At 48.9% G+C, this 21,680-nt stretch carries 17 protein-coding genes; 2 read left to right on the forward strand and 15 right to left on the reverse strand.

The window, feature by feature from the left end; all coding sequences use genetic code 11:
• Nucleotides 1-20: 20 nt before the first annotated feature.
• From Q1A54_RS16735 to Q1A54_RS16750, 4 genes are all read right to left on the reverse strand, one after another.
• Entirely contained in the window at nt 21-866 is an 846-nt protein-coding gene (locus Q1A54_RS16735) for a carboxypeptidase-like regulatory domain-containing protein (RefSeq protein WP_299990462.1), read from the reverse strand.
• Nucleotides 867-1,046: 180 nt separating this feature from the next.
• Nucleotides 1,047-1,574 (reverse strand): N-acetyltransferase, encoded by a 528-nt coding sequence (locus Q1A54_RS16740; protein WP_299990464.1) that lies wholly within the window; start codon nt 1,572-1,574, stop codon nt 1,047-1,049.
• A 74-nt stretch (nt 1,575-1,648) separates the two neighbouring features.
• Complete coding sequence (locus Q1A54_RS16745) at nt 1,649-2,320, reverse strand: porin family protein (protein ID WP_299990466.1); 672 nt, start codon at nt 2,318-2,320, stop codon at nt 1,649-1,651.
• 19 nt (nt 2,321-2,339) lie between these two features.
• Nucleotides 2,340-2,657 carry an antibiotic biosynthesis monooxygenase gene (locus Q1A54_RS16750; RefSeq protein WP_299990468.1) on the reverse strand — a complete coding sequence of 106 codons (318 nt, stop codon included), beginning with the start codon at nt 2,655-2,657 and terminating at the stop codon, nt 2,340-2,342.
• A gap of 228 nt (nt 2,658-2,885) precedes the next feature.
• Here Q1A54_RS16750 and Q1A54_RS16755 point away from each other — a divergent pair, with 228 nt between their 5' ends.
• Nucleotides 2,886-4,169 carry a serine hydrolase gene (locus Q1A54_RS16755; protein ID WP_299990470.1) on the forward strand — a complete coding sequence of 428 codons (1,284 nt, stop codon included), beginning with the start codon at nt 2,886-2,888 and terminating at the stop codon, nt 4,167-4,169.
• Between the two features lie 250 nt (nt 4,170-4,419).
• Here the strand turns inward: Q1A54_RS16755 and Q1A54_RS16760 are convergent, their stop codons facing one another.
• Nucleotides 4,420-5,838, reverse strand: coding sequence for a SusD/RagB family nutrient-binding outer membrane lipoprotein (locus tag Q1A54_RS16760; RefSeq protein ID WP_299990472.1), 1,419 nt, complete (start codon nt 5,836-5,838; stop codon nt 4,420-4,422).
• Nucleotides 5,839-5,852: 14 nt separating this feature from the next.
• On the reverse strand, nt 5,853-8,972 hold the full coding sequence (locus Q1A54_RS16765) for a SusC/RagA family TonB-linked outer membrane protein (protein WP_299990474.1): 3,120 nt from the start codon (nt 8,970-8,972) through the stop codon (nt 5,853-5,855).
• 650 nt (nt 8,973-9,622) lie between these two features.
• On the opposite strand from Q1A54_RS16765, the gene Q1A54_RS16770 reads away from it, so the two are divergent.
• Entirely contained in the window at nt 9,623-9,748 is a 126-nt protein-coding gene (locus Q1A54_RS16770) for a hypothetical protein (protein ID WP_255531127.1), read from the forward strand.
• Nucleotides 9,749-9,810: 62 nt separating this feature from the next.
• Here the strand turns inward: Q1A54_RS16770 and Q1A54_RS16775 are convergent, their stop codons facing one another.
• The 9 genes from Q1A54_RS16775 to Q1A54_RS16815 form a co-directional block, all read right to left on the reverse strand.
• Nucleotides 9,811-10,494: a hypothetical protein gene (locus tag Q1A54_RS16775; RefSeq protein ID WP_076423239.1), complete on the reverse strand. Its 684-nt coding sequence runs from the start codon at nt 10,492-10,494 to the stop codon at nt 9,811-9,813.
• A gap of 267 nt (nt 10,495-10,761) precedes the next feature.
• Nucleotides 10,762-12,882: an ABC transporter substrate-binding protein gene (locus Q1A54_RS16780; RefSeq protein ID WP_299990480.1), complete on the reverse strand. Its 2,121-nt coding sequence runs from the start codon at nt 12,880-12,882 to the stop codon at nt 10,762-10,764.
• A 102-nt stretch (nt 12,883-12,984) separates the two neighbouring features.
• Nucleotides 12,985-13,347, reverse strand: a complete 363-nt coding sequence (locus tag Q1A54_RS16785) for a DUF1622 domain-containing protein (RefSeq protein WP_196121089.1) — start codon at nt 13,345-13,347, stop codon at nt 12,985-12,987.
• A 21-nt stretch (nt 13,348-13,368) separates the two neighbouring features.
• Complete coding sequence (locus Q1A54_RS16790; protein WP_299990482.1) at nt 13,369-14,142, reverse strand: MBL fold metallo-hydrolase; 774 nt, start codon at nt 14,140-14,142, stop codon at nt 13,369-13,371.
• 81 nt (nt 14,143-14,223) lie between these two features.
• Nucleotides 14,224-15,594: an amidohydrolase family protein gene (locus Q1A54_RS16795; RefSeq protein ID WP_299990484.1), complete on the reverse strand. Its 1,371-nt coding sequence runs from the start codon at nt 15,592-15,594 to the stop codon at nt 14,224-14,226.
• 183 nt (nt 15,595-15,777) lie between these two features.
• Nucleotides 15,778-16,473 carry an ABC transporter ATP-binding protein gene (locus tag Q1A54_RS16800; RefSeq protein WP_299990486.1) on the reverse strand — a complete coding sequence of 232 codons (696 nt, stop codon included), beginning with the start codon at nt 16,471-16,473 and terminating at the stop codon, nt 15,778-15,780.
• Nucleotides 16,474-16,527: 54 nt separating this feature from the next.
• Nucleotides 16,528-18,003 carry a DUF5687 family protein gene (locus Q1A54_RS16805; RefSeq protein ID WP_299990488.1) on the reverse strand — a complete coding sequence of 492 codons (1,476 nt, stop codon included), beginning with the start codon at nt 18,001-18,003 and terminating at the stop codon, nt 16,528-16,530.
• Between the two features lie 81 nt (nt 18,004-18,084).
• Complete coding sequence (locus Q1A54_RS16810; protein ID WP_299990490.1) at nt 18,085-19,560, reverse strand: protein kinase; 1,476 nt, start codon at nt 19,558-19,560, stop codon at nt 18,085-18,087.
• A gap of 72 nt (nt 19,561-19,632) precedes the next feature.
• Nucleotides 19,633-21,078, reverse strand: a complete 1,446-nt coding sequence (locus tag Q1A54_RS16815; protein WP_299990492.1) for a T9SS type A sorting domain-containing protein — start codon at nt 21,076-21,078, stop codon at nt 19,633-19,635.
• Nucleotides 21,079-21,680: the final 602 nt, after the last annotated feature.

Genomic DNA, 21,680 nt, shown 5'->3' on the forward strand with positions numbered 1-21,680 from the left:
TGCGTGGTTGAGCCCGATGCTTATTGTCTTACCGTCACGTAAGCTGCCAGCCGGCCTCCAACACCTTTTTCCCAGTCCGCCAGACTGGCTTTTCTGGAGTAGAAGCTGCCTCCCAGTGCACAGCCGTAAATGAAAATATACTTCTCGTGATTGCTGTATTCAGGCAGGTACTCTATACCTAAAAAGAAATCCTCGTCTACCACCAGGCCATACTGCTCGAGTGGAACAGTGACCCAGCCTTTTGTCAGCGGCAACCGCCTGATGATGCTTTTCTCGATCAGGCGCTCACCCGGCATACCATTTTCGTTTTTGTACAGGTTGATGCGAAACGAAGCGGAGTCACGCTTGATGCTGCGCAGGTATACCGTAGCCGATAGGATCTCAGACGTTTTTTTGTTCAGGTTAATGTATTTGCCCAGCTCCGAAATATCTTCTGAGTGCATTGTTTCAGCTGAGCCGTACAGGAGAGGGTTGCGCGAAGTGGTGCCAAATTTCTTGATCTTCGGAGCCTTGTTGCTGATGACAACCTCCCGGAGCGCTGTGGTTTTTTCGGATAGCTCAAAAGTAGTCAGGCCGCCGGAGAGGATGGTTGAAATGGGTAGGGAAAGCTCGTTGTAACCAATGGCTGAAAAGGTGAGCGTGTCGTTCTGGTTTTCTGCCTGGAGCTTGAGCGTAAAGCTACCATCCGGTCTGCTGGCGGTGCCCAGGTTCTTCTTTTTAATGCCGATGTTCACGTAAGGTATAGCCTCTTGCTGCGCGGCGTTTTTGACGGTTCCTTTTATTTGTAAACCCTGGCCATAAGAGATACTGGCCATGAAAAGGAAAAAGAAAGTAATGAGCAGACGGCTTAGTTTGTTCTTAGGCATAGCTTGAATCTTTTGATAGTTTGGGTGAAGCCATACCAGGTATAGGTATAGTTACTATCAAGAAGATTCCATATTTATAACATAGGTTGCAAGCACTGTGGCAATCTTTGCAAAACAATGTGAGGAGTTGCCCCTTGCTGCTGAACCACAAGGCTTTATGAAATGCCAAGTATAAGCTTTTTAAAAGAATTCTTTTGGGTACACTACTTCCCCACTTACACCCTGCAGCCCATTGGTGACAAGCTCCACTGCCATGGCGTTTGCATCGGGCACTTCGAAAGGAAAAGTGATGCCAAATGTGGAGGCTCGTTTGTAGCCAAAGCGGGGATAGTAGTTTTCGTGCCCCACCAATATAACAGAGGTATAGCCTAGTTGTCTGGCGACCTGATGGGCATGCTGAATCAGCATACCGCCTATACCTTGGCGCTGATACGCAGGTAGTACCGCCACAGGGGCCAGTGACAGTGATCTAAACTCCTGATCTCTGCTTCGTATTTTCAACTTTGTGAGCAGGATATGGCCTACTATTTTGCCGCTGTCGGCAGCCACCAGCGAAAGCTCAGGTATAAATGCGTCCGACTGGCGGAGCCGCTCCACCAGAAATTGCTCATTATGGTCGCTAATCTCCAATTCTCTGAAAGCCTGCTCCACCAGGGCAAATACAGCGGGGTAGTCAGCAGGTTGTTCTTGTCTGATCTGAATCGGCATAGCTGGAATGTGGTTACGTGGCAGCCAATACAGAATACTGATGGAAATCCACAGAATTATTTGATGTTATAAACCTACTCCTTCCGGTTTTTCGGTCGGAGTTCGAACAAGTAAGCAGCCGTAAGTGTGACGTTGGTATTGGTGGCGGAGACAACATCCTGCCTTTTACCCATAATGCTGTTAAAGCTCTGTGTGGCCCTGGCTTCCAATTGAAAGGTGCCAAAAGCTGTAGAGTACTGCACCCCGACACCTAAGGTGAGACCCAGGAGCCAGGGGCTTTCAATCTCCTTTTGATAATAGCCAAAGTGTTCATTATCTGTGATCGCCTGTATACTGTCGCGGTTAGAGACAAGGTAGCTGATGGACGGACCGAGGTTGGCTATATATTTTGTTTTATTGCGTCCCCATATGACATGTGTCATAAAAGGCAGTTCGATGTAATTGAGCGTTCGGGTATGAGTAGTAGTAGAGTCGATCCTGTCAGACCAGCCGCGTTGTACCCAGTTTAGCTCAGCCTGTATTCCCATCATAGGCTCATTTTCGTTTACCCGCACGGCATGCTTCAGTACAAATCCTGCTGTGTAACCAGTTGCCCAGCCTTGGTTTTGAGAAGGATCGAAGTTGAACGAGGAGGAACTGGAGCCGCCTTTCAGACCGACGCCAGTGTAAGTGGCCTCTCTCTTTTGCGCAGCGCAAAAACCGGTTATTACAAAAAAGCTGATGAATGTCAGTAAAAATAGTTTCATGATTTGAGCGTACTATGGGTTACAAGTTAGAGAGGCCGGCTCCGCCAAGCACTGTCAGCTCCTGACCCTTCTCTGGTCTGCCCGCCAGCAGGGGCATCGCCTGACTGATCAGTTCTTTGACACCCGGTACCTGGAGGGAGTTGTCGTGGTCTTCCTTGCTATCCCATACCTCCGTTACCCATACCTCATCAGGGCTTGTGTCTTCCTGGCTTACCAGGTATAGCCGGCAGCCTTTTGCGGTCGAAACCAGCCTGGAGGCTTCTAATAGAATCTGAGCAAGTTGCGGTCCGTTACCAGCTGTTACCTGTAGCTTTCCATGCAGGCCGTATCTGTTCATGAGTGAGGTTTTAAGGTGAAGGTATGTTTCAGTTGCTGCTACACCTTGGGGTTTGAATGAAGAGGTATAGAGATACAATATAGTAATTCTCTATGTATTTGTTGTCCTGTATTAAAAAAGCGCGGACCAAAACTCCGTTTCTGAGAACTAGGCTTAATTTATACTTGAACTGTAGGACAAACCAAGAAATGCTGCTTATTTTAAATCCAGATAGCTATACTGCCTGACATGAAAAGAACAACTGTTACTCCAATGCGCAAACTGGGGCTATACCTGAGTCTGGTTGGAAGTATAATTCTGGCTTCCTGCACAGGCAACAGGCAAGCGGCGAGCACACATACCAACATGATCGAAAAAATTCTCAAATCCAAACCTGAGCGGTTCAAGTCCATACTTGACAACCCGGACCAGTACAGGGTGCAGATCCTCTATACCCAGATCGACCGCGATGAACAGAATCAGCCGCAATTCACATCCTATACCTATCGGGTCAATCCGCAGGAGTACTTTTACCCAGCCAGCACCGTAAAGCTGCTAGGTGCGGTGGTGGCGCTGGAGAAGCTAAACGAATTAGGTATAGACGGACTGGGCAAGTACTCGCCACTGCAGGTTGACAGCGCCTACGCAGGCCAAAGCCCGGTACAGGGCGACAGTACCTCTGCTGACGGACAGGCTACTATTGCGCATTACATCAAAAAGCTGTTCCTGGTGAGCGACAACGATGCCTACAATCGCCTCTACGAGTTTGTGGGGCAGCAGCGGTTGAACCAGTCCTTGCACCAGAAAGGGTTTAATGATGTGCAGCTTGTGCATCGTTTGAGCATCTTTCTAAGCCCTGACGAAAACCGCCACACCAATCCGTTCCGGTTTTACAAAGACGGGCAGGTAATCTACGAGCAGCCGCTGGTCAGCAACCCAACTCCTTTCACCCAGGCAAAGTTTGAAGGTATGCTGGGCAAGGGGCACATAGTCGGCGACAAGCTCATGGACGGGCCCATGGACTTCACGGTCAAGAACTACATCTCATTAGAAGCCCTGCAAGGTATACTCAAGACTGTGCTGTTTCCGGAGGCGGTGCCAGCTGAGCAGCGTTTCAACCTGACTGACAAAGACTATACCTTCCTTTACAAGTACATGTCCATGTTGCCCCGCGAGAGCGACTACCCAAGTTATGATTCAAAAGAGTATCCGGATGGCTACGTGAAATTCCTGATGTACGGTAACTCGAAAGAGCGTATACCTCAAAACATCCGCATTTTCAACAAGATCGGCAATGCCTACGGCTTCCTGATTGACAATGCCTATATCGTGGATTTCGACAAGCAGGTAGAGTTTATGTTAACAGCGGTAATTCTGGTAAATGAAGACGAGATCTTCAACGATGGCAAGTATGAATACGAAACTGTAGGCTATCCTTTTATGCAGAACTTGGGCCGTGCCTTCTACGAGCACGAAGTGAAGCGCAAAAAACAGCACCTCCCCAACCTCGACAAATTCAGGCTGCAATACTAATCGCTATACCTGGTCATTTGTGACAAGTATGATGACACAAGGGTTATTGACACAATACAAAAAGCTTAGCAGAGATAAGATGATCAGGCAGGACAAAACCTGACTTTGGCCTATCCAAACTGATACTAGATTACCACTTAATACAGAAAAAAACCGGCAGCTGATCCACTTAGATCCGCTGCCGGTTTTTTGTGTGTGACCCAATTATTCAGATCACTCTTAAACTCCTATACGCTCTAACTCCTAAAGTCTATTGATCCCACCAAAGTGGTTCTGACAAGGCAGGAGTGTTTGGTGTATTCGGGTTCTTGCTGGATTCGCCCTGCGGATAAGCCACCCTGCGGATAAAGGTTGTCAATTCGGCATTGGCTGGCAAATCGAAGTCAGCGTACTGGTAATCGTAGCGCCGGGCATCCGTCCAGGCTTCCGAACTAAGGTAGGTAACTACATACTTCTCCTTAAAGATGAGATCCAGCGTCAGGTTGGCAGCGCCTACACTTACTGCAGGGTTGTTGATGTAGGCGTTACGCTCGCCCTCCGGCACACCCAGCTTATTCATATGCGCTGTTATGCCTGCTAAGTAAGCAGCGTAGGCGCGATCACGGTTGCCGGCTCTGAAAGCGGCTTCTGCCTCTATAAATTTCATCTCAGCATACGAAGCGATCACAACGGGAGAGGTTTCTCCTGTCAAAGGGGAAGTGATGGAGATATATACCTCATCGCGAAAGGTATTGCTGGCGGTTCCCACATTGCCTACGCCATTTGGTGTGCCCACAAAGGTTCCGGTCACGGTTGGCTCGGTAATGCGTGTCAGGCGTGGGTCCACTATGCCGTAGGTCGTGCCGTTGAGGTGGTCTACGAATTGCTCCGATAACCAGCCGCCTAATATCAGCTGCGTGTTGCTAATTGCTACCTGGGCCCATGGGTTACGCACTTCAAACACCTCCATCTCCGCATCATCGGCATTGGACTGGTAAGAGTTGTCGACGGCAGTCAGTACGGCGGTAGGGTCATAGCTGGGAAGCTTGCTCACTTTATTGAGCATACGTGCCTTAAAGGCATTAGCCGTACGAATCCATTGGGGCTTGTTGCCCCCGTGTATCAGGTCATCCGCTGCTCTTAGCGGGATGCGAGAATCTGTTTTATTCAATTCGACTATACCTTCATCGAGCAGGCGCAGCGCTTCAGCATAGAGGTCCTGCGATGAATCAAACCGAGGTGTGAGGGTTGTGTTGTCGAAAGCCTGCGTGTATGGGGCATCGCCCCAATGGTCAACTATCAGGTTGAGGTGGTAGGCCATCATGATGTTGGCCACTCCCACATAGTCGGTGGCGCCTTCTTCCATTCCTTTCTCCTTCATGTCCTGGATGTCAGCCATGGCCAGATAGATCGCATCCCAGGTGCCGGTGAGGTCCACCTCCTGGTAGGTATCTGTGGCGTTGCCGGCAACCGGACTGGCCAGGTACTGAACGTAAAAGGCAGTAGTGGCGGCGATCCGTTGGCTGTTAAGCCCGGTCTTGTGAGTGGTGGTGGAAAGCATGGCATTCAGCGGCGGGTTCGACACCAGGTTTGGATTTTCATGCAGGTCGAAGTAATCCTCGCAGCTTTGCAGGCTCAGCGATGCCCCTATCAGTGTGAAGGCAAGCGCAAATCTATGTATCTTTCTCATGTTCGTTCCTCTTTTTAGAATCCTATATTCAGCGTAATCAGGTAGCTCCTCACGGCCGGATAAGTGAAACCGGCAAAACCAGTGACGTTGCTACCGCTTGGTGTGGAGCTGTTCTCAGGGTCAAAGCCGGAATATCTGGTCCAGAGCCACAGGTTGTTACCTGTGAGTGCCACTGAACTGTTTCGGATAAATATGTTTTCAAAGAGCCTGCTTGGCAGGGAGTAGCTGAGGGTCAGGGAGCGTAACCTGATCCAGGAGGCGTCTTCCACAAAGTTTTCGGATACGCCACGGTGGAAGCGGCGGTAAAAACCGTCACCGTAATCTACGCCATCAGGTCCAACGCCTTGTCCGAGCCATACCTGTTGCGTGTTAGGTGTTCCGTCTGCCAACACGCCTTCAAAAACCCTGAAATCTTCTCTGTCCTCTGTATAATCTGCTATACCAAACGCAGAGAAGAAGTTGCCCATCTGGTTGTATTTCTCGTGTCCCCACTGCGCGTCAAACAAGCTTGTCAGGCTTAGGCCTTTGTAACTGAAGGTGTTCGTAAAACCACCAATCCAGTCAGGCATGGAATTGCCCAGGATCTTCTGGCTGGTAAGCGGTGCACGTACCGGGAAGCCATTCTCACCAATCACAATTGGCCTGTCTTTGTCGATGAACAGTGGGTCTTCCTCAGCCCCACCGTAGTAGCGCTGCCAGTGTGAGCCATAGATGTTACCGTATGGCTGACCAGGTATCAACTTCATGGTAACAGTGGAGCCTACATAGCCGAACTGGGAGGCGTAGGTAATCTCTTCCAGTCCTTCCCGTATACTCAGGATCTTATTGCGGTTAGCCGAGAAAATCAGTTTGGAGTCCCAGGTGAAATCCTGCGTTTGAACAGGCACGGCATTCAGAACGATCTCTACACCCTTGTTGCGCATTTCGCCGGAGTTCACGGCAGCCCGCACATAACCCGTTGTGGAGGCCACGGCAATGTTGATGATCTGGTCTTTGCTGAGTGAGTAATAATAAGTGAAATCAAAACCCAGGCGGTTGTTCAGGAAAGACATCTCCAGACCAGCCTCGTAGGTGTCGGTGAATTCGGGACGAAGATCCACGTTGCCCAGCAGCGCAGCACGTGTAAAACCCGTGTTTCCGGTTGGCAGACCTGTGTAGGAAGCAAAACCGGATGAAGTGGCATACTCCTCGGCATCCTTGCCTATCTGCGCATACGATAACCTTAACTTGGTCTGGTTGATGAAAGAAGGCAGCTCCATATGCTCAGAGAACACATAGCTCAAGCTGGCAGAAGGGTAGAAGAACGAGTTGTTTGGTTTTCGGAGGGTAGAGGTGATGTCATTGCGGCCGGTGAGTGTCAGGAATAGGAAATCCCGGTAGTCCACAGAGGCCTCTGCAAACAAGCCCATCAGGCGGTATTCCCTTAAGTCTTGGGTAGAGGTGAGCAAACGTGCGTTTGGCAGGAAGAACCAGTCGTGCACCGTCAACTCATTCCCGAACACCCCGAAGCTTTTGACTCTTCTGTCGTACAGCTCGTGCCCCAGGCGCAGGGTGGCGTTAAAGTCTTCTCCGAAACTCCTGTTCATGGATGCCAGGAAAGTGGAGTTGATAGCCCGGAACTTGGTGGTGTATTCCCCCACAAAACCTTGTCCGTTGTCTTCGTACACGCGTTCGCCCGCCACACCCAATGGTCCCGGAGCCGTGCGGGTGCGGTCATCGTTGTAGGTGTCCAAACCGATTCGGTAGGTCAGGTCAAGCCAACTGGTAGGGGTATAGCCAAAGCTCAGGCCGCCTATAAATCTGTTTACATCATCTTCCAGGCGGTTGGTAGCGGCTCCGTATATCGGGTTGTTGTTGCCGTAAGTGTTCATGGTGCCATCCGGCTTCCGGAAATCTGTCACATCCCAGCGTGGTGACCAGTAGCTCAGACTCTCATTAAATCGGTCAGCGTTGTAGCGGGCTCCTCCCGAGTTTACATAGTTAAAGTTGGCGCCTGTTCTAAATTTATCGCTAATCTTTACTTCGGCGTTCAGCCGAGCCGAGGTATTGCTGAAATCCGTGAATGGCAGCACCCCTTCATGTGTGAGGTGGGAGATAGAGGAAAGGAAGGTGATGGCCTCGGTACCGCCCGAAAAGGAAAGTGAGTTGCGGAACTGGTGTCCCATCTCGTACGCGTCTTCAAAATGATTATAGAGTCTTTCGGGGTGTGTCGGATCTAGCTGACGGGCTTGTTCTACACGGGGACCCCACGACGGGAAGAAGTTTGTTGCGTCATATACGCCCCGGGTTCCCTGGCTGTAGGTGCTCTGCATATCCGGGAATTTGTTTACCTCTTCTATACCTGCCGTGCTGGTAAAATTCACACGTAGAGAGCCCTGCTCGCCCCGTTTGGTAGTTATTACCACGACACCGTTAGCACCGCGCAAGCCATACAGCGCTGTTGCGGCGCCACCACGCAGCACGTTGATACTCTCAATGTCATCCGGGTTGATGTCAGCGAGGCGGTTACTCATGCCCCTGAGTTCGGCGCCGGCCCCTACAGTGGAGGTGGAGTTGTCCATCAGGACGCCATCAATCACAAAAAGCGGTTGGTTGTTACGGCCCACGTCAATTGAGTTGATGCCCCTGATCTGAATATTGGTGCCCTGCCCCGGTGCGCCGCCTGTGCTCGAAATAGTAGCGCCGGCTACTTTTCCCTGCAGGGCATTGAGTACGTTGGGCTGGCGGTGCTGTGTCAACTCTTCCGATTGCACGGACTGAGCGGCATAGCCAAGGGCCTTTGTCTCCCGGGTAATGCCCAGCGCCGTCACCATTACCTCGCCGAGCTGCTGCGCATCGGTGTTGAGGGTTACATTGATCGTCGTCTGACTGCCTACTGTAATTTCTCTTGTCTGGTAGCCCAGAAAGCGGAAGACGAGTACCGCATTGTTATCTGGCACCTGGATTTGGTAGCTGCCTTCGGAGTCTGTTGCTACACCGGTAGTGGTGCCTTTGACGGCCACACTTACCCCCGGCATGCCCTGGCCTGTGTCGGCGGCGGTCACACGGCCGCTGACTTGCCGCTGCTGTGCCCAGGCATCTGTGGTGCCAAGTACAAACAGCATTAATAAAATGAGTGTAAAGGTGTTCTTCATAATATTCTCATTTATTGCATCATGTAATTATTTTAAAGCGCGTTTCTATTCAATTATTCAGCATATCGGGGAGTGCATGATAACATGTGTGTCATTTTTCATAAGCCTGGCTGCCTACCGTATTGCGGCGTTTACCTGATGTTGCTACCAGTAGCTGTAGCTGTTTAAGCAAAGCCATGTCACACGAGCAGATAATGTATGTTATATGATTTAAATATAAAAAAGTTGTCTTTTATACGTTGAATACGCAGAAAGATGAATACAAAAGCAAGAAAATATGCTGCTACATGCAAGATTGGTTTCTTTTCCATTACAGTTTGGCAATTGGGAGTAGAGTTGGCCAGATCTTAGGTATAATAAAGACTGGGCTGGTTCATTCTAGAGAGACAAGCTCCAAACTCACTGTCATCCTGTTAAGTGGCACATCCCGAACTTGCTTCAGGGAAACTTGGTCAAAGAAGTGATAAGCCTGTACTACTAGCGGGGGTAGGGGGCCTCTTCACCAAGATCCTTTCAGGAGGACACAAAAGGTAAGATGGAATAATCTGAGAGATAGTTGTAAGTAGTTTGCTTATTGGGGGTACTAACCTTGTAAAATGAGGGAGTTTAAGGCAGAATGCCTTTTGTGCGGTTTTTACGTATAGAAGGGCATGGAGATCATCATCATCATGTCGGTACTCGCCCTTTATGCCGTTGGTTACTTCGTGTATTACATGTATGGCAGGGACAGAAAGAAAAAACGCAAAAAGAAGTTTTACGATCACTTCTGGCCATAAAAAAACAGGCTGCCCTTGAAGTAGGACAGCCTGTTCTGCTTAGTGGCTTGATAGAAAGATGCTTACACGTGTACTTTCTTCTGTAGCACGGCAATCTGCTCGTTTAGTTCTGCAACGAGGTTCATCTCTGTCTGCAGCTCACGCTTGATTTTGATCTCACGTTCACGGGCATTCTTCTTGAAATCTGCAAACTCACGGTCGATATCGTCAAACTCTTTCTTCTTCTGGTCTGTCACCTTTCTGCTGCTCTTGAACTGCGTATACACTACACCTAGCGCAATCAGGAGCAAGGCAATAATAGCTGTGTTGATAACCACGTATACCTGCTTGTGGATGGGAATGCCAAGTACATGCAGGTTGTTTACTGCATCTTCGCTCTGCTGCACGGCAGCCTCCTTTTGAGCATTGTCCAGTTTCAGGGCTTCAATTTCTTTTTCCTGTTCGGTAATGCGCGCCTGTGCTGTCTCCAAGTCCTGGCGGGTTGCGTTCAGATCTTTCATCTGCTTCTGCTCCACTTCCTTGATGGTGGACTGCACACTTTGCCAGAATGAGTTAAGGAGGCCTACGTTCACCACTTTGTACTCCCTGTTGCCTTCCATGTAGGAATTGGACTTGCTCTTGAGATCGTTGAACTGCCCTGTCAAGGCAGTGGCTGACTTGTTCTCATCTTTAGCCGTTCCCTGCGCCTGCACTGCTTGTGCCGCTGTGGTCAGCACGATCAATAAGGAAAGAAAGAATGCTTTCATGTTGTTTTGAATAATGGTAAAAGTTGAATTGCGGTAAATATAAAAATAATATTTTTTTGAGAAAGTCGAATGCTTGATTTTGTGCTTCAAATCCAAAAACCTTTTTACACTAACTTTAAAAGTTTATTTTTTATTGCCAAAACTGACTCAAAAAGATAGGCCGTGTCGTCTTGCTAATTCAGCAGACGCACCGCCTTTACATTCCCGCTTAACACTTGCCGTTCCGGTAAAGTTCTGATTATTAGCGGCAATTAATCGATTGGGACTCTACCACACTACCGCCAGGGTAAACACCAGCACGATGGCCGGAAAGATATAATGCTGGTAAATGCGTGCCAGGCGGCTTTCAGTGTTATATTTCTTGCGCTTAACAAACTGCAAAATGGAAGTACCGATCAGGGAGGTGATCATCACATAAGTGAAGATGAAGATTTTGTCTGATACAGTAGCGTACTCCATCTCCGGCTTGTATGCTGAGAAGTAGAGCGCAATGGACGCGAGCAATGATGTGACCTGTATAGCCTCCAGTGTTTCGAAGCGGTGCAGCGGGATGAAAACCGAAAAATACGTGATGGTCAGGATAACAAGGAGCGGGGTAAACACTTTCAGAAAGAAATCGATGCGCGCCCTGGCAAGCACAAAGGTATAGTTGAACTTATAGAAAGGTATAGTATGGCGCGAGGACTCAAAGGTATTCACTGAACTGATGATGTCGTGATCGAAGCCAACATAGTGACTGTTGTAGTTCCAGCCTTTCACCTCAAACACCGTATCGCGGGAGGCAGGGTGGGAGGGCTGTACCAGAAAAGGCCTCAAAGCGCTGGCTGGCTGAAATGAAATGGGGAAACGCTGGGTGTCAAAGGGATACTGGCGCAGGTCAGGCTCAAAGATGAACTTGCCGGAAATTTTGTAGAGGTAGTTATACAAGGGTGTGACGCCCTCAAGTTGGCGCTGTCGCACCAGTTTAATATCCAGCAGGTAATTATGACTGATTTCACTGCGGGCGGCATTCGTAAAATCGAGTTGCTCTACCATGAAGCGCCCCGCCGATGTCACCTCCAGGTAAAATGTAGCATAAAAGCTTCCATCTGTATCGCTTACCCTGTTAATCTGCACCAGGTCCATGTGGGTATAGAGCACTGGCACGCTGCGCAGGGTATCATCCAGGTGCATGTACTGCCGCGGGGCCAGTATATGCTGCGACGTGTTAGGCGGTTTCCAGGCAAGCAGTACATCTCCGGCAATGGCTCTTTCAGGAGTAAAGTACCAGTCGTTGAACCAGCCCCTGTAAATGCGACCTGCCCCAATATACTGCTGCATGCCCTGGTTGATACGTTCTCTGATGGGCAGATCGACGCTGTCTGCCGTGCCTGAAGTCCGTGCCGCCTCCGCCAGTATGCCGATACTATCCGCAAGGCGAGCGCCGAAGCTCAACTGTAGCTCCAGTGTTTGCCCATACCTGATCTCCTTCTTGAAAGCCGGTACCTGCTCCTGTAGGCGCAGATTGAAGGTGCCCGGTATACCTACCACGTTCAAGTCGAATAACTCGCCGGCTTCCTTTCCGTCAGCCTGTGATGCTACAAAGCCCAGGTCGCCCAGGGCTGTGTAGATGGGCATGTTCAGGCCGGCCTTCCGGAGCTCCCGGACAAGGTATGAGGTGATACCACTCTCAAAAGAGAGCACCAGAAAGTCTACCTCATTGGAACGCAGCGCCTGGCTCAGGGAATCGATGTCGTTAGGGGTATAGCGGTGTTCTCCTGCAAACCACTTTTCATGAACAAGCTTCATCCCTGGGCTTCGGTCCGCTGTTTCCTGCATTTTTCTGAAAATGGCAATCGAGTACAGGTCCTCTGCCTTACCCACAAAAGCCGGACGGCGGTAAGCTGCAAGCAATTCACTGAAAACTGAGGCAAGGTCCACAATACTTCGCTCGGCTGTGTACATGGTAGTGTAATCAGTGAAGAGAGGGGTAAGGGCATAGCCACCGACAAAAGGTATACGGGCCGGTCCCACCAACTCGGAGATGGCTTTGGAGCGGGTAGAACTCCAGCAGCCCACATAGCCGATCAGGCGCTTGTCGTCCATCGTTTCCCGCACTATTTCACGGGCTTTTTCGGAACTTCCTTTGTCATCCAGGTACTTTACACGCAATTCCCGTCCCTGCACGCCTCCCTGTCTGTTTATCTGCTCCAGTTTTTTGCTGATGATCAGTTTGACAACATCCATATCACCGGGCGTGAGTTCGATCGTGTTGAGAATCACTCCGATCGTATAGTGACCACGCAGGCGGTCAAAGCTTGTAAATTGTCGGAAGATGATATACAGGACTAACAAGACGCCTGCCAGCAGCACGATTGTTTGTTTGGGAGATAGGACCTTTGTGCGCATGCACAGCAATAAGAGAACCGGTACAGGTATAACAGCAGGTATGGCATGGCGTGGGCCACGATCCGGGGAGTATGCTTTTATACGTAGTTTGGCGGCGGAATGCTAAAGGGGATGCTCTGCTTCAGGCCTTCTGGCTTGCCAGGGGAAACGACCCTCGAGTTCTACCTGCAGGGAAAGACTCAGGAATGTCCTGATCAGTACGATCAGACCAAGCGTGACCACCCGATCCATGGAAGGCTCCGTGACTACAGTTGCGATGATGTCGGCGGCCACCAGTATCTCAAGCCCTAGCAGAATGGCTTTGCCCAGCTCGTGCCGCAGCACTTTGTAAGAACGGCGGGAGTTGTGTCTTAGCGGAAAAATGAAGCGAAAAAGCGCAATGGCCGCCCCGCTCGCAATGATCAGGACGCCAATCGCTTCTATAACACGGGCAACATATTCAATGTACAGCCTGGATTCGTGCATGTATGAGGAGAGTCGTTTTATTTAGTTTTTAGCTTGTTCCGGGTACCAGTTACGCAAACGCACTTCAATATTCTGGTCACCTTCGTTCACTTTTCTTTTGAAGGCTTCCACATCACTCAGGCCATCCTGACCCCGGTAGTGGTAAGGGTATACGATAGCAGGCTTGAACTCGAGCACAGCAGAGGCAGCCTGATCAATGTCCATGGTATACGGCAGGTTCATGCATACAAAGGCGACATCGATGTTGCGCAGGGCGCGCATCTCAGGTATGTCTTCGGTGTCACCTGACAGGTATACGGTCTTGTCTGCGAACTCCAACACATAGCCATTGCCACGGCCTTTGGTGTGGCGGGAGTCCTCGCTTTCAGGCAGATTATACATCGGCAGCGCCGCAATGGCAATACCGAGTTGCTGTATGTGTTCATTGTTACTCAGTACAACAGCACGCTTTTTAAAGTTTTCGGGCAGTTTGTCGGCCACCGCCTGCGGCACTACAAAAGTAGCTTTGTCAGTGTTGATAGCCTCCAGGGTTTTCATATCGAGGTGGTCGCCGTGGATGTCGGTTATCAGGATCAGGTCTGGGGCTGCTATACCTTTGAACGCCTCTCCACCCCCGTACGGATCAACATAAATCGTTTTGCCATCCCAGGTGAAAACCAGCGTGCCATGCAAAATGGGCTGGATGGTAAGCGGGCCTTTCTCGGTTTCGATCTGGTCTGTTGTTTCTGCTTGCTGTGCATATGCTGCCACAAACAGTAGCATGCCTGTGAGGAGCAAAGTCAATTTTAATTTCATAGTCTTAGCTTTTAGATGATCATATTTCTTTCATTATCCGATTGCTAACAAGCCAAAGGGTATTTGGTTACATCCTCTTGTTCACCTTGTCTTTTCCATCTTCTTCAGTTCCTGTTTGATATAAGTTTCGGGCAGATAGGTATGGCCAATTACTATACCTGCTATACGTTGGGTTTGGGAGATATCGTTGAGCGGGTTGCCATGGAGCAGGAGCATGTCAGCAGTGGCTCCTACTTTCAGCACACCTATATCGTTGCGATTGAAATACCTGCCGACATTGACCGTGCCCGTACGAAGCGCTTCGTATGGACTGAGCCCTGCGGCTACCAGGTATTCGAGTTCCTGGTGCGTAGAGATGCCCGGCACGTTAAATACCTGCGGCGCATCGCAGCCAAGCAACAAGCCCACCTGGTTGTCGTTGCAGGCTTTGATCAGTTTCCGGCGGAGGTCCACATACCTGTTGATAGCTTCTGCATCGTAACGCGGGTCAGCCATCAGTTTCTGTTTAGTAGCCACCCAGTTCTGTACTGTTTTAGGATTCATGTACTTCATCTCAGGCTTGTTGCCCAACGTTTCAGGTGACTCTGTAGGTGACATCCAGCGTTCGGCGAGGGCCTGCGTGGGCACTACCCAGATGTTCTTCTCGCGCAATGCAGTCATTAGTTTAGGTATACGCGTCGTATCTGCCTGGTCTGCGATGTACATAGCAAAGAGTCCGGCCTCCTGCTCAGGTATAGCCTCCAGCCCGGGGACCAGACTCTCGACAAAACCATCCATGTGGTCGATCGAAGCATAGCCCGCCTCAATGGCTCGCCAAACACCAACATCATAGGATACGTGGCCGGCAAAAGGCATCCCGATCTGGTTGGCCGTGCTGGCAATTGCACCAAAGGTTTCGTTGTTAAGCCCGGGATGAAGCTTTAGGAAATCGTATCCAGCCTGCTTTTGCTGTCGCACCATCTCAGCACCGGCTTCCGGCGTTTTGACGCTGTTGCCATTTAGGGAGGGCCCGGAGGTATAGAACCTTGGCCCAAGCAGTTCGCCGGACTGCAACTTACTGCGCAGCTCCAGGTGGCGCGGGTGACCCAGCATTCCCCGAATGGTGGTGATGCCATGGAGGGTAAACAACTGCAACACCTCTTTCATCGGCTCCAGGTCATCGACAGGGGGGACGTGAGCATGCATCTCAGCCAATCCCGGCATCAGGTATTTCCCTTTGCCGTCTACGATCAGCGCATTTTTGCTATGCTTCACTTTTGCGGCGCTACCGATGGCAGTTATTTTCCCGTCTTTCACCACTACCGTCTGGTTTTCGATCACCTGCTCTTTGTCCATCGGTATCAGGCTGACTCCCCGAAACACCACCTCCCGATCGCGGGAGTTAATAGGCTGCTGAGCCAGAGCCGGGTATAAGCTGACAATCAGAATAAGAAGTAGAAAGTATGCCTTCATGATGAAATATGATAAAGGTTATATTTGTTTTGTTAAAGTCAAAGTTGGCTGATTTATATTGTCTGTATGCTTAAACGTAAAACAAGCTATTAAGTCGATGTGTATTCGAAGCAGCCTTCGCTGGAAAGCAAAAGCCACCTGATCCGGGATAGGTGGCTTTTGGTGTTTGCTATGATACTTAAGTTAAACTGTGAAGTAAGCCTCCAAAGCCTGCAGGGTATTTTCGGTAGTCTGCATATCTTGTACGATCTGCCCTTTCTCCAATATGACAATGCGCTTGCATACCTCCGTCACGTGGTTAAGGTCGTGGCTGGAGATGAGCATGGTCATGCCGTGCTGTTCGTGCAGGCTGCGCAACAGGTTCTTCAGCCTGATCTGGGAGCTAGGGTCGAGGTTGGCGAATGGCTCATCCAGGATCAGGAGTTCAGGGTGGGACAGAGCCGCCGCCGCTATACCTACCTTTTTCTGGTTGCCTTTCGAAAAGTCGCGGATATACTTGCGCTGCTTCAGTACTTCCCCGTTGAACAAATCAGTAAATGGCAGCAGCCGCTCCTGTATGTCGCCGGTGGATAGGCCATGCAGGTCACCGATAAACTTAAAGTATTCTTCCGGCGTCAGGTAGTCGATCAGGAAACCCTCATCGAGGTGTGAACCGGTATAGTATTTCCAGGCGTCGGTGTGCGCCACAGGTATACCTTTGGAGGTAACCACGCCGTCTGTAGGGCGCACCAGGTCCAGCAGCATCCGGAACAGTGTAGTTTTGCCTGCACCGTTGTTCCCCACCAGACCAATGGTTTCGCCGGGCGCAATGTACAGCGCAGGTATGTTCACGACTGTAGCACTGCTGTAGGACTTTACGAGATCTCTTACTTCAATCATATTCATTTCTTTTCAGGTATAGCTGATGTTTTCTTCTTCAGGTAGGGGTGGCGCTTAGTGTTGTCTGAACCCAGCAGCCAAAGTATACTTCCGCTCTTGAAGTCGTTTGGCCATCATGCTGAGCAGCTGGCGATGGAAAACGATGCCGAGTACACCGCTCAGTGCGATGGCGAAAATGCCCCATTGCGGGATGTCCATGAACGAGAAAGGCAGGAAGATCGCAATCGGCCCGAGCACCATGGGTAGCATCATCACAAATCTGGAGGCGCCTACGCCCTGCCAGTTAAAGGCAGAACCATTGCTCAGGTCGAGCCGGTCTTTGTTGAGTGCCGCAAAGTAAAGCACCACAATGCTGTTCACCCCAATATTAAAGAGGCAACTGGCCAGGTTAATCAGGAGTACTTTGGAGCCGAACAGCGCATAAGGGAGTGTCAGGACTGTTACAAGAAGAATAGAAGGCACAAACATCAGGTATTTGGCTTTCACATACTGGTACGTGGTAATGGGTCTGGTGAGCAGAGCATCGTAATGCGCGCTTTGCCAGGCTGGCACAAACTGACCATAGTTGAACATCGGAGAGCCCGTGACAAATATGCCTACGAAAATAAGCATGCCCCAACCTTCCAAGTATACCTTGTTGGTGTAGAAGATAAGGCCATAAAACAGCAGAAAAGCTGAGATCATCACCATCGATTTCGGTCGCTTATGACGCCAGATCAGTTTTAACTCCAGGGCGATCAACTTTCCGGTATCACCAAACCTGTTCAGGAAAGCCATGTCGTTGCCTTCTACTGTAGCTACTTTTTTAATGAAGATTTCCTCCGGGTATAGATGTTGCATCAGGAACCGATAGTTGAGCAGGTATGTCCCCACGAGGCCAAGCACAGGCACAAACAGGAGCCAGGGTTGCTGTAGCAAGGCGCCAAATGCGGCTACCGAAGCCTGACGCAGAGACAGCAGCTGCAGGTAGTCCAATAGAATGAGGCCACCGACCACCAGAGCGAGTATGAGCGTAAGCTTGGGATTAGAGGTAAGCTGACGCTTAAAATAAATGAGGATGAAATTATTGATAAATGTGAGCAGCAGGAGAGCAGCCAGCCACACCAGCGCTATACCTGTACCATGCACCGGCACCACCGCACGAAGCATAAATGGCACGAATACCAGCAACATAAGCAGATTAAACACGCTGGGTATGGAACGCAGCAGCACGAAGTGCACAAGCTTGTTCCGCTTCAAAGGCAGGTGCAGGAAAGGCTGAATGGCCAGTACCGGTAAGTCCTGCAGCATGAAGCGCGAAACCAGGTCTATCAGAAAGTAAAAGAGCAGGAAGCTGTTGAACGAGACAATGGGGCTTTGATCCGGATAAATCTCGGTAAGCAGTTTATGACTAAAAAAGCCAAGCGCAATAAAGATGAGCGCAAAGTAGACGATGAAAAAGCCGAGTATGATCTTTACCACCAGGCTTTTCTGATAAGCTGGCGATCGACGGCTCTGCTTCCATTGCAGACTAAGGAGTGTTCCGAGCATAACTGTGCAAAAATATATGACTTACTAAATATTATAAAATATGCTCAGAATGCCAAACTAAATGCGCTACATGCCTTAAAATTATTGGGCAGCGATGATGCTCACATTGATTTCGTCAATGGCATCTTCCTCCTCAGGGTCATAGATCACTTTATCAATCACAATACTATTGCCTTCCTCCGTACTTAACAGAATATCGATAAATTCTCCTACGCCAAAGCTGCCTAAGGGGGCGTCATGCATGCGGGCGTAAATGATAGCGTCCGGAGAGAAGTATTTCAGGATTTGTGTCCGCCACCGGTCTCGCACCTGCAGGGGGATCTCCTCGTTGAGTAAACCATTGAGGTAACCTTCCAGGCTGGTGGGCTGTGGGTAGGCCGGTTGCACCGGACGTGATGGGGCAGGCTTGGTAGTAGTCGGGGTTTGCTGTGTTCTGGTACGGGCTTGCGGCTTTTGGACGGCAGCCTGCCTTTTGACTGGAGTGTCTGGCTTAGCCTCCTCCGGTGTGCGGGCCGCAACCGAGGTGTCCGTGATGGCTGGCTGGGCAGTCGTTGTATCAGCGGCGGTCACAGCAACATCGGCAGCCAACTCCTCATGGGGTGCTTTCCATACAAAAAAATAGTAGGCGGCAGCCAGCGCCCCTGCCAGTAGCAGTATGAGCAGCACCGGCCATAGGCGCGATCTCTTCCTATACACGATCGACTCTGCCGTAACATTACCAAAAGCACCATAGGATTTCCAATTCCCATACTCGAGGTAATAAGTAGCTTCTTCAACCAGTACTTGTGCCGAAGGTCTTCTTTCAGGGTCGGGGTGCAGGCAGGCACGCACGAGATTGCTCAATATACGGGAATAAGGAGCTGCAATGATCGGAATCTCTGCCCCTTGGCTCAGGCTCAGCCCCCCATTGCCGAGCCACGGAGTTTCTCCCATGCACAGCTCATACAGACTCACCCCCAGTGCAAACACATCGCTAGCTCCCGAGTGCATAGGATGAGGACCGAACAGCTCAGGAGCAGCATAAGCTGTGCCCTGGGCCAACGGGGTGCCGGTAGCCCGGTGCAGGAGCGTGCGCAGTTGACTGCTTAATGCAGGTACGGCCAGGAGGTAATTGCCCTGTGCATCCAGTATGATATTGTCCGGGTTGATTTGGCGATGCAACACAGGAGGTTGCTGTGTGTGCAGATACTCCAAAGCGCTACCTACCTGGGCGATCAGTCGGGCTATCTGGTTTTCCGGAAGCGGTGCGGCCTGTGCCACGGTTTGCTGCAAGTGGAGCGGAGCTACTTCAAAAGGTATACCTTCGTGCACGCCAAAATGGGTAGGTGTAAGCAGGTGAGGGTGCTGTAGCTGTGCCCGTTGTTCCTGCTCCCGTTGCAGCTGTTCCAGGCTGTGGTGATCGAGCCGGATATGGGGCGCATACAGCCTCAGCGTGACAGGAGCCCCTTCCGCAGTCCAGTCTTCTGCTTTCCAGACTTCTTCAACCCTTCCTGAACTAAGCTGTTCCTTTAATAAATAATGTGACGCAAATATGCCGTTCGTTTCCGGTATGCTCATAAAACCCCTGTATTCACATGGGGTAATACGGGAATGAGGGATTAAGGTGATGAAATGGGTAATAGTATGCGCTTATCGTTCGTGTATAAGCTTAATCGCTTCTACTTTATCAGAGGTTTCAAGCTTAAGTATATACAAGCCTCTGGCTAGTTTGGAAGCGTCCAGTGTAAAGCTATTTAGTTTACTGGCAACTGCTGTTGAACTATGAAGCTGTGAAACCTTACCTCCATTACTATTATACAAAGTCAGGGAATAGTTTTGATCTTTTGGTAACCTGAAATTTATTATAGTTTCATTAAGAAAGGGGTTAGGATATGCATTAAAACTTGGTTCTATTTCTCCATTATCACAATCAGCAACTAAAGGAGATCTTAGGTCAAGGTTATCTGTTGCTACCACACCTACCACATGTGTTTCGTTAGAGGCTAGTATTACTGTTTCTGAACTGTAACCATCTTTTGTGCTAGTGGCATAATTGTATTTCCCTTTCAGAAGAACATGTGGCGTACAAAAACTGATATTGCTAAGCGATGTTTCTTTGTAAAGTATATCCCCGCCATATGTTGCAGAGGTATACACAACTTTCAATAGGTTTTGTTCTTCATTCAAAATCACAATAGGCAATGTACCAGTTTGAGAAACTTCATAAAGGTCATCCCAAACACCTGAAGGCCGTCTAACCAATAAAGAGATAAGCGGGTAGCCTATCGCATTATATCCGGTTTTAATAGCTACATACAGTGTACCATCAGATGCTACCTTCATATTGATATGATCATCTGACATGCCAGTTCCTTGACTAAGGGCAGACTGAGATGCAGGGACTTCATCCTTTGACCATTTGGTAGATTCATCACCTAAAGTATGTGTCTTAAATCCCCATCTTTTAGTCTTCTGATTTGACCACATTACCCCGATTTGATTTGTTTTTGGAAGTGATATAACAGCACATATATCATCTGGGTTTAAACCCTGTGCTATTGTGAGGGGCGAACTCCATTCCGTATAGGGGGCAGTACTCCAGCGGACATTAACATTGCCATCACCTCCTGATGAAGCAATCCACAGCGTCCCGGCATTATCTGCAGTTATCGAGGCAACTTCAACTTTCTCTTCAAGATCAATTTTGACGGTTGATTTATTTTGTTTCCATGCCATAAACTTCTTCTGGCTTTTATCATATTCCAGTGAAACAAACTGTGATTGAGATCCAGAATAAAGCAGAATATGGACCTTGTTTTCAATCATAACATAGTCTGCCAATGAGTTCTTTGTACTTAGTTCTAGTTCATGTTTCCAATCATTGTTTTCCAGTCGCCACAAATGCGTCCCCGTGGTATTGGCTAAAACAGCCCAATATTTTCCATCGAGTAAGAGGACTTTAGCCTGTGGTTTCTCTCTGGTTGCAAAGGCAGCTGTCTTTAGTGGGTTTAAATCACTTACACTAGTAAATTGTGCTGCTAATTCAAATGAAAAAGCAAGGGTGCAAATTAGGAATAACGTAAATGTATTTCTCATACAAATGGCCTTTAAACACGCAGAATTAATAATTCAGGAAGACAAATGCACAGTTTAACTAGGTTTAATAACTGAAGAGCTGTCCAGTTTAAATTAAAAATTATTCAAACTACTTAATATAATATATATGAATTTACGTTTAGAATAATAAATAGATTCATTTGAACGTATAAAATAGATAGAATATAATAGCATGATATAAATCTAAATATTTTGATTTGTTTGTAATTTTATATCAACTATACTCACTTTAAAGTTGTATGATTTGATATGCTTCCAATTGATAGTTATACTCAATGCACTATTTTAAGACCAGGCAGAAGAAGGAGCTATTTGATATAGCAGTTCCTGAAAAACCTTAGGCATATTATGCTTAAGAAGTGTGAATTCGGAAGAGTATGTCAGAGAAGTAAAAATCAGCTTGTAGTCTCGTTTTTTTATATTAGTGCTAGTATTAAGGTGTTATTTGATATTCATTTTAATATTATCTAAAATACCAACCTTGTAATTGAATAATATAAAAACCTCATCCTTGCCCTCCCTCATAATTAATTATGAGGGAGGGCAAGGATGAGGTTTTTATAAAATTACTCTTCAGATTC

The sequence above is a fragment of the uncultured Pontibacter sp. genome, from assembly GCF_947502515.1.
Taxonomy (GTDB): Bacteria; Bacteroidota; Bacteroidia; order Cytophagales; family Hymenobacteraceae; genus Pontibacter.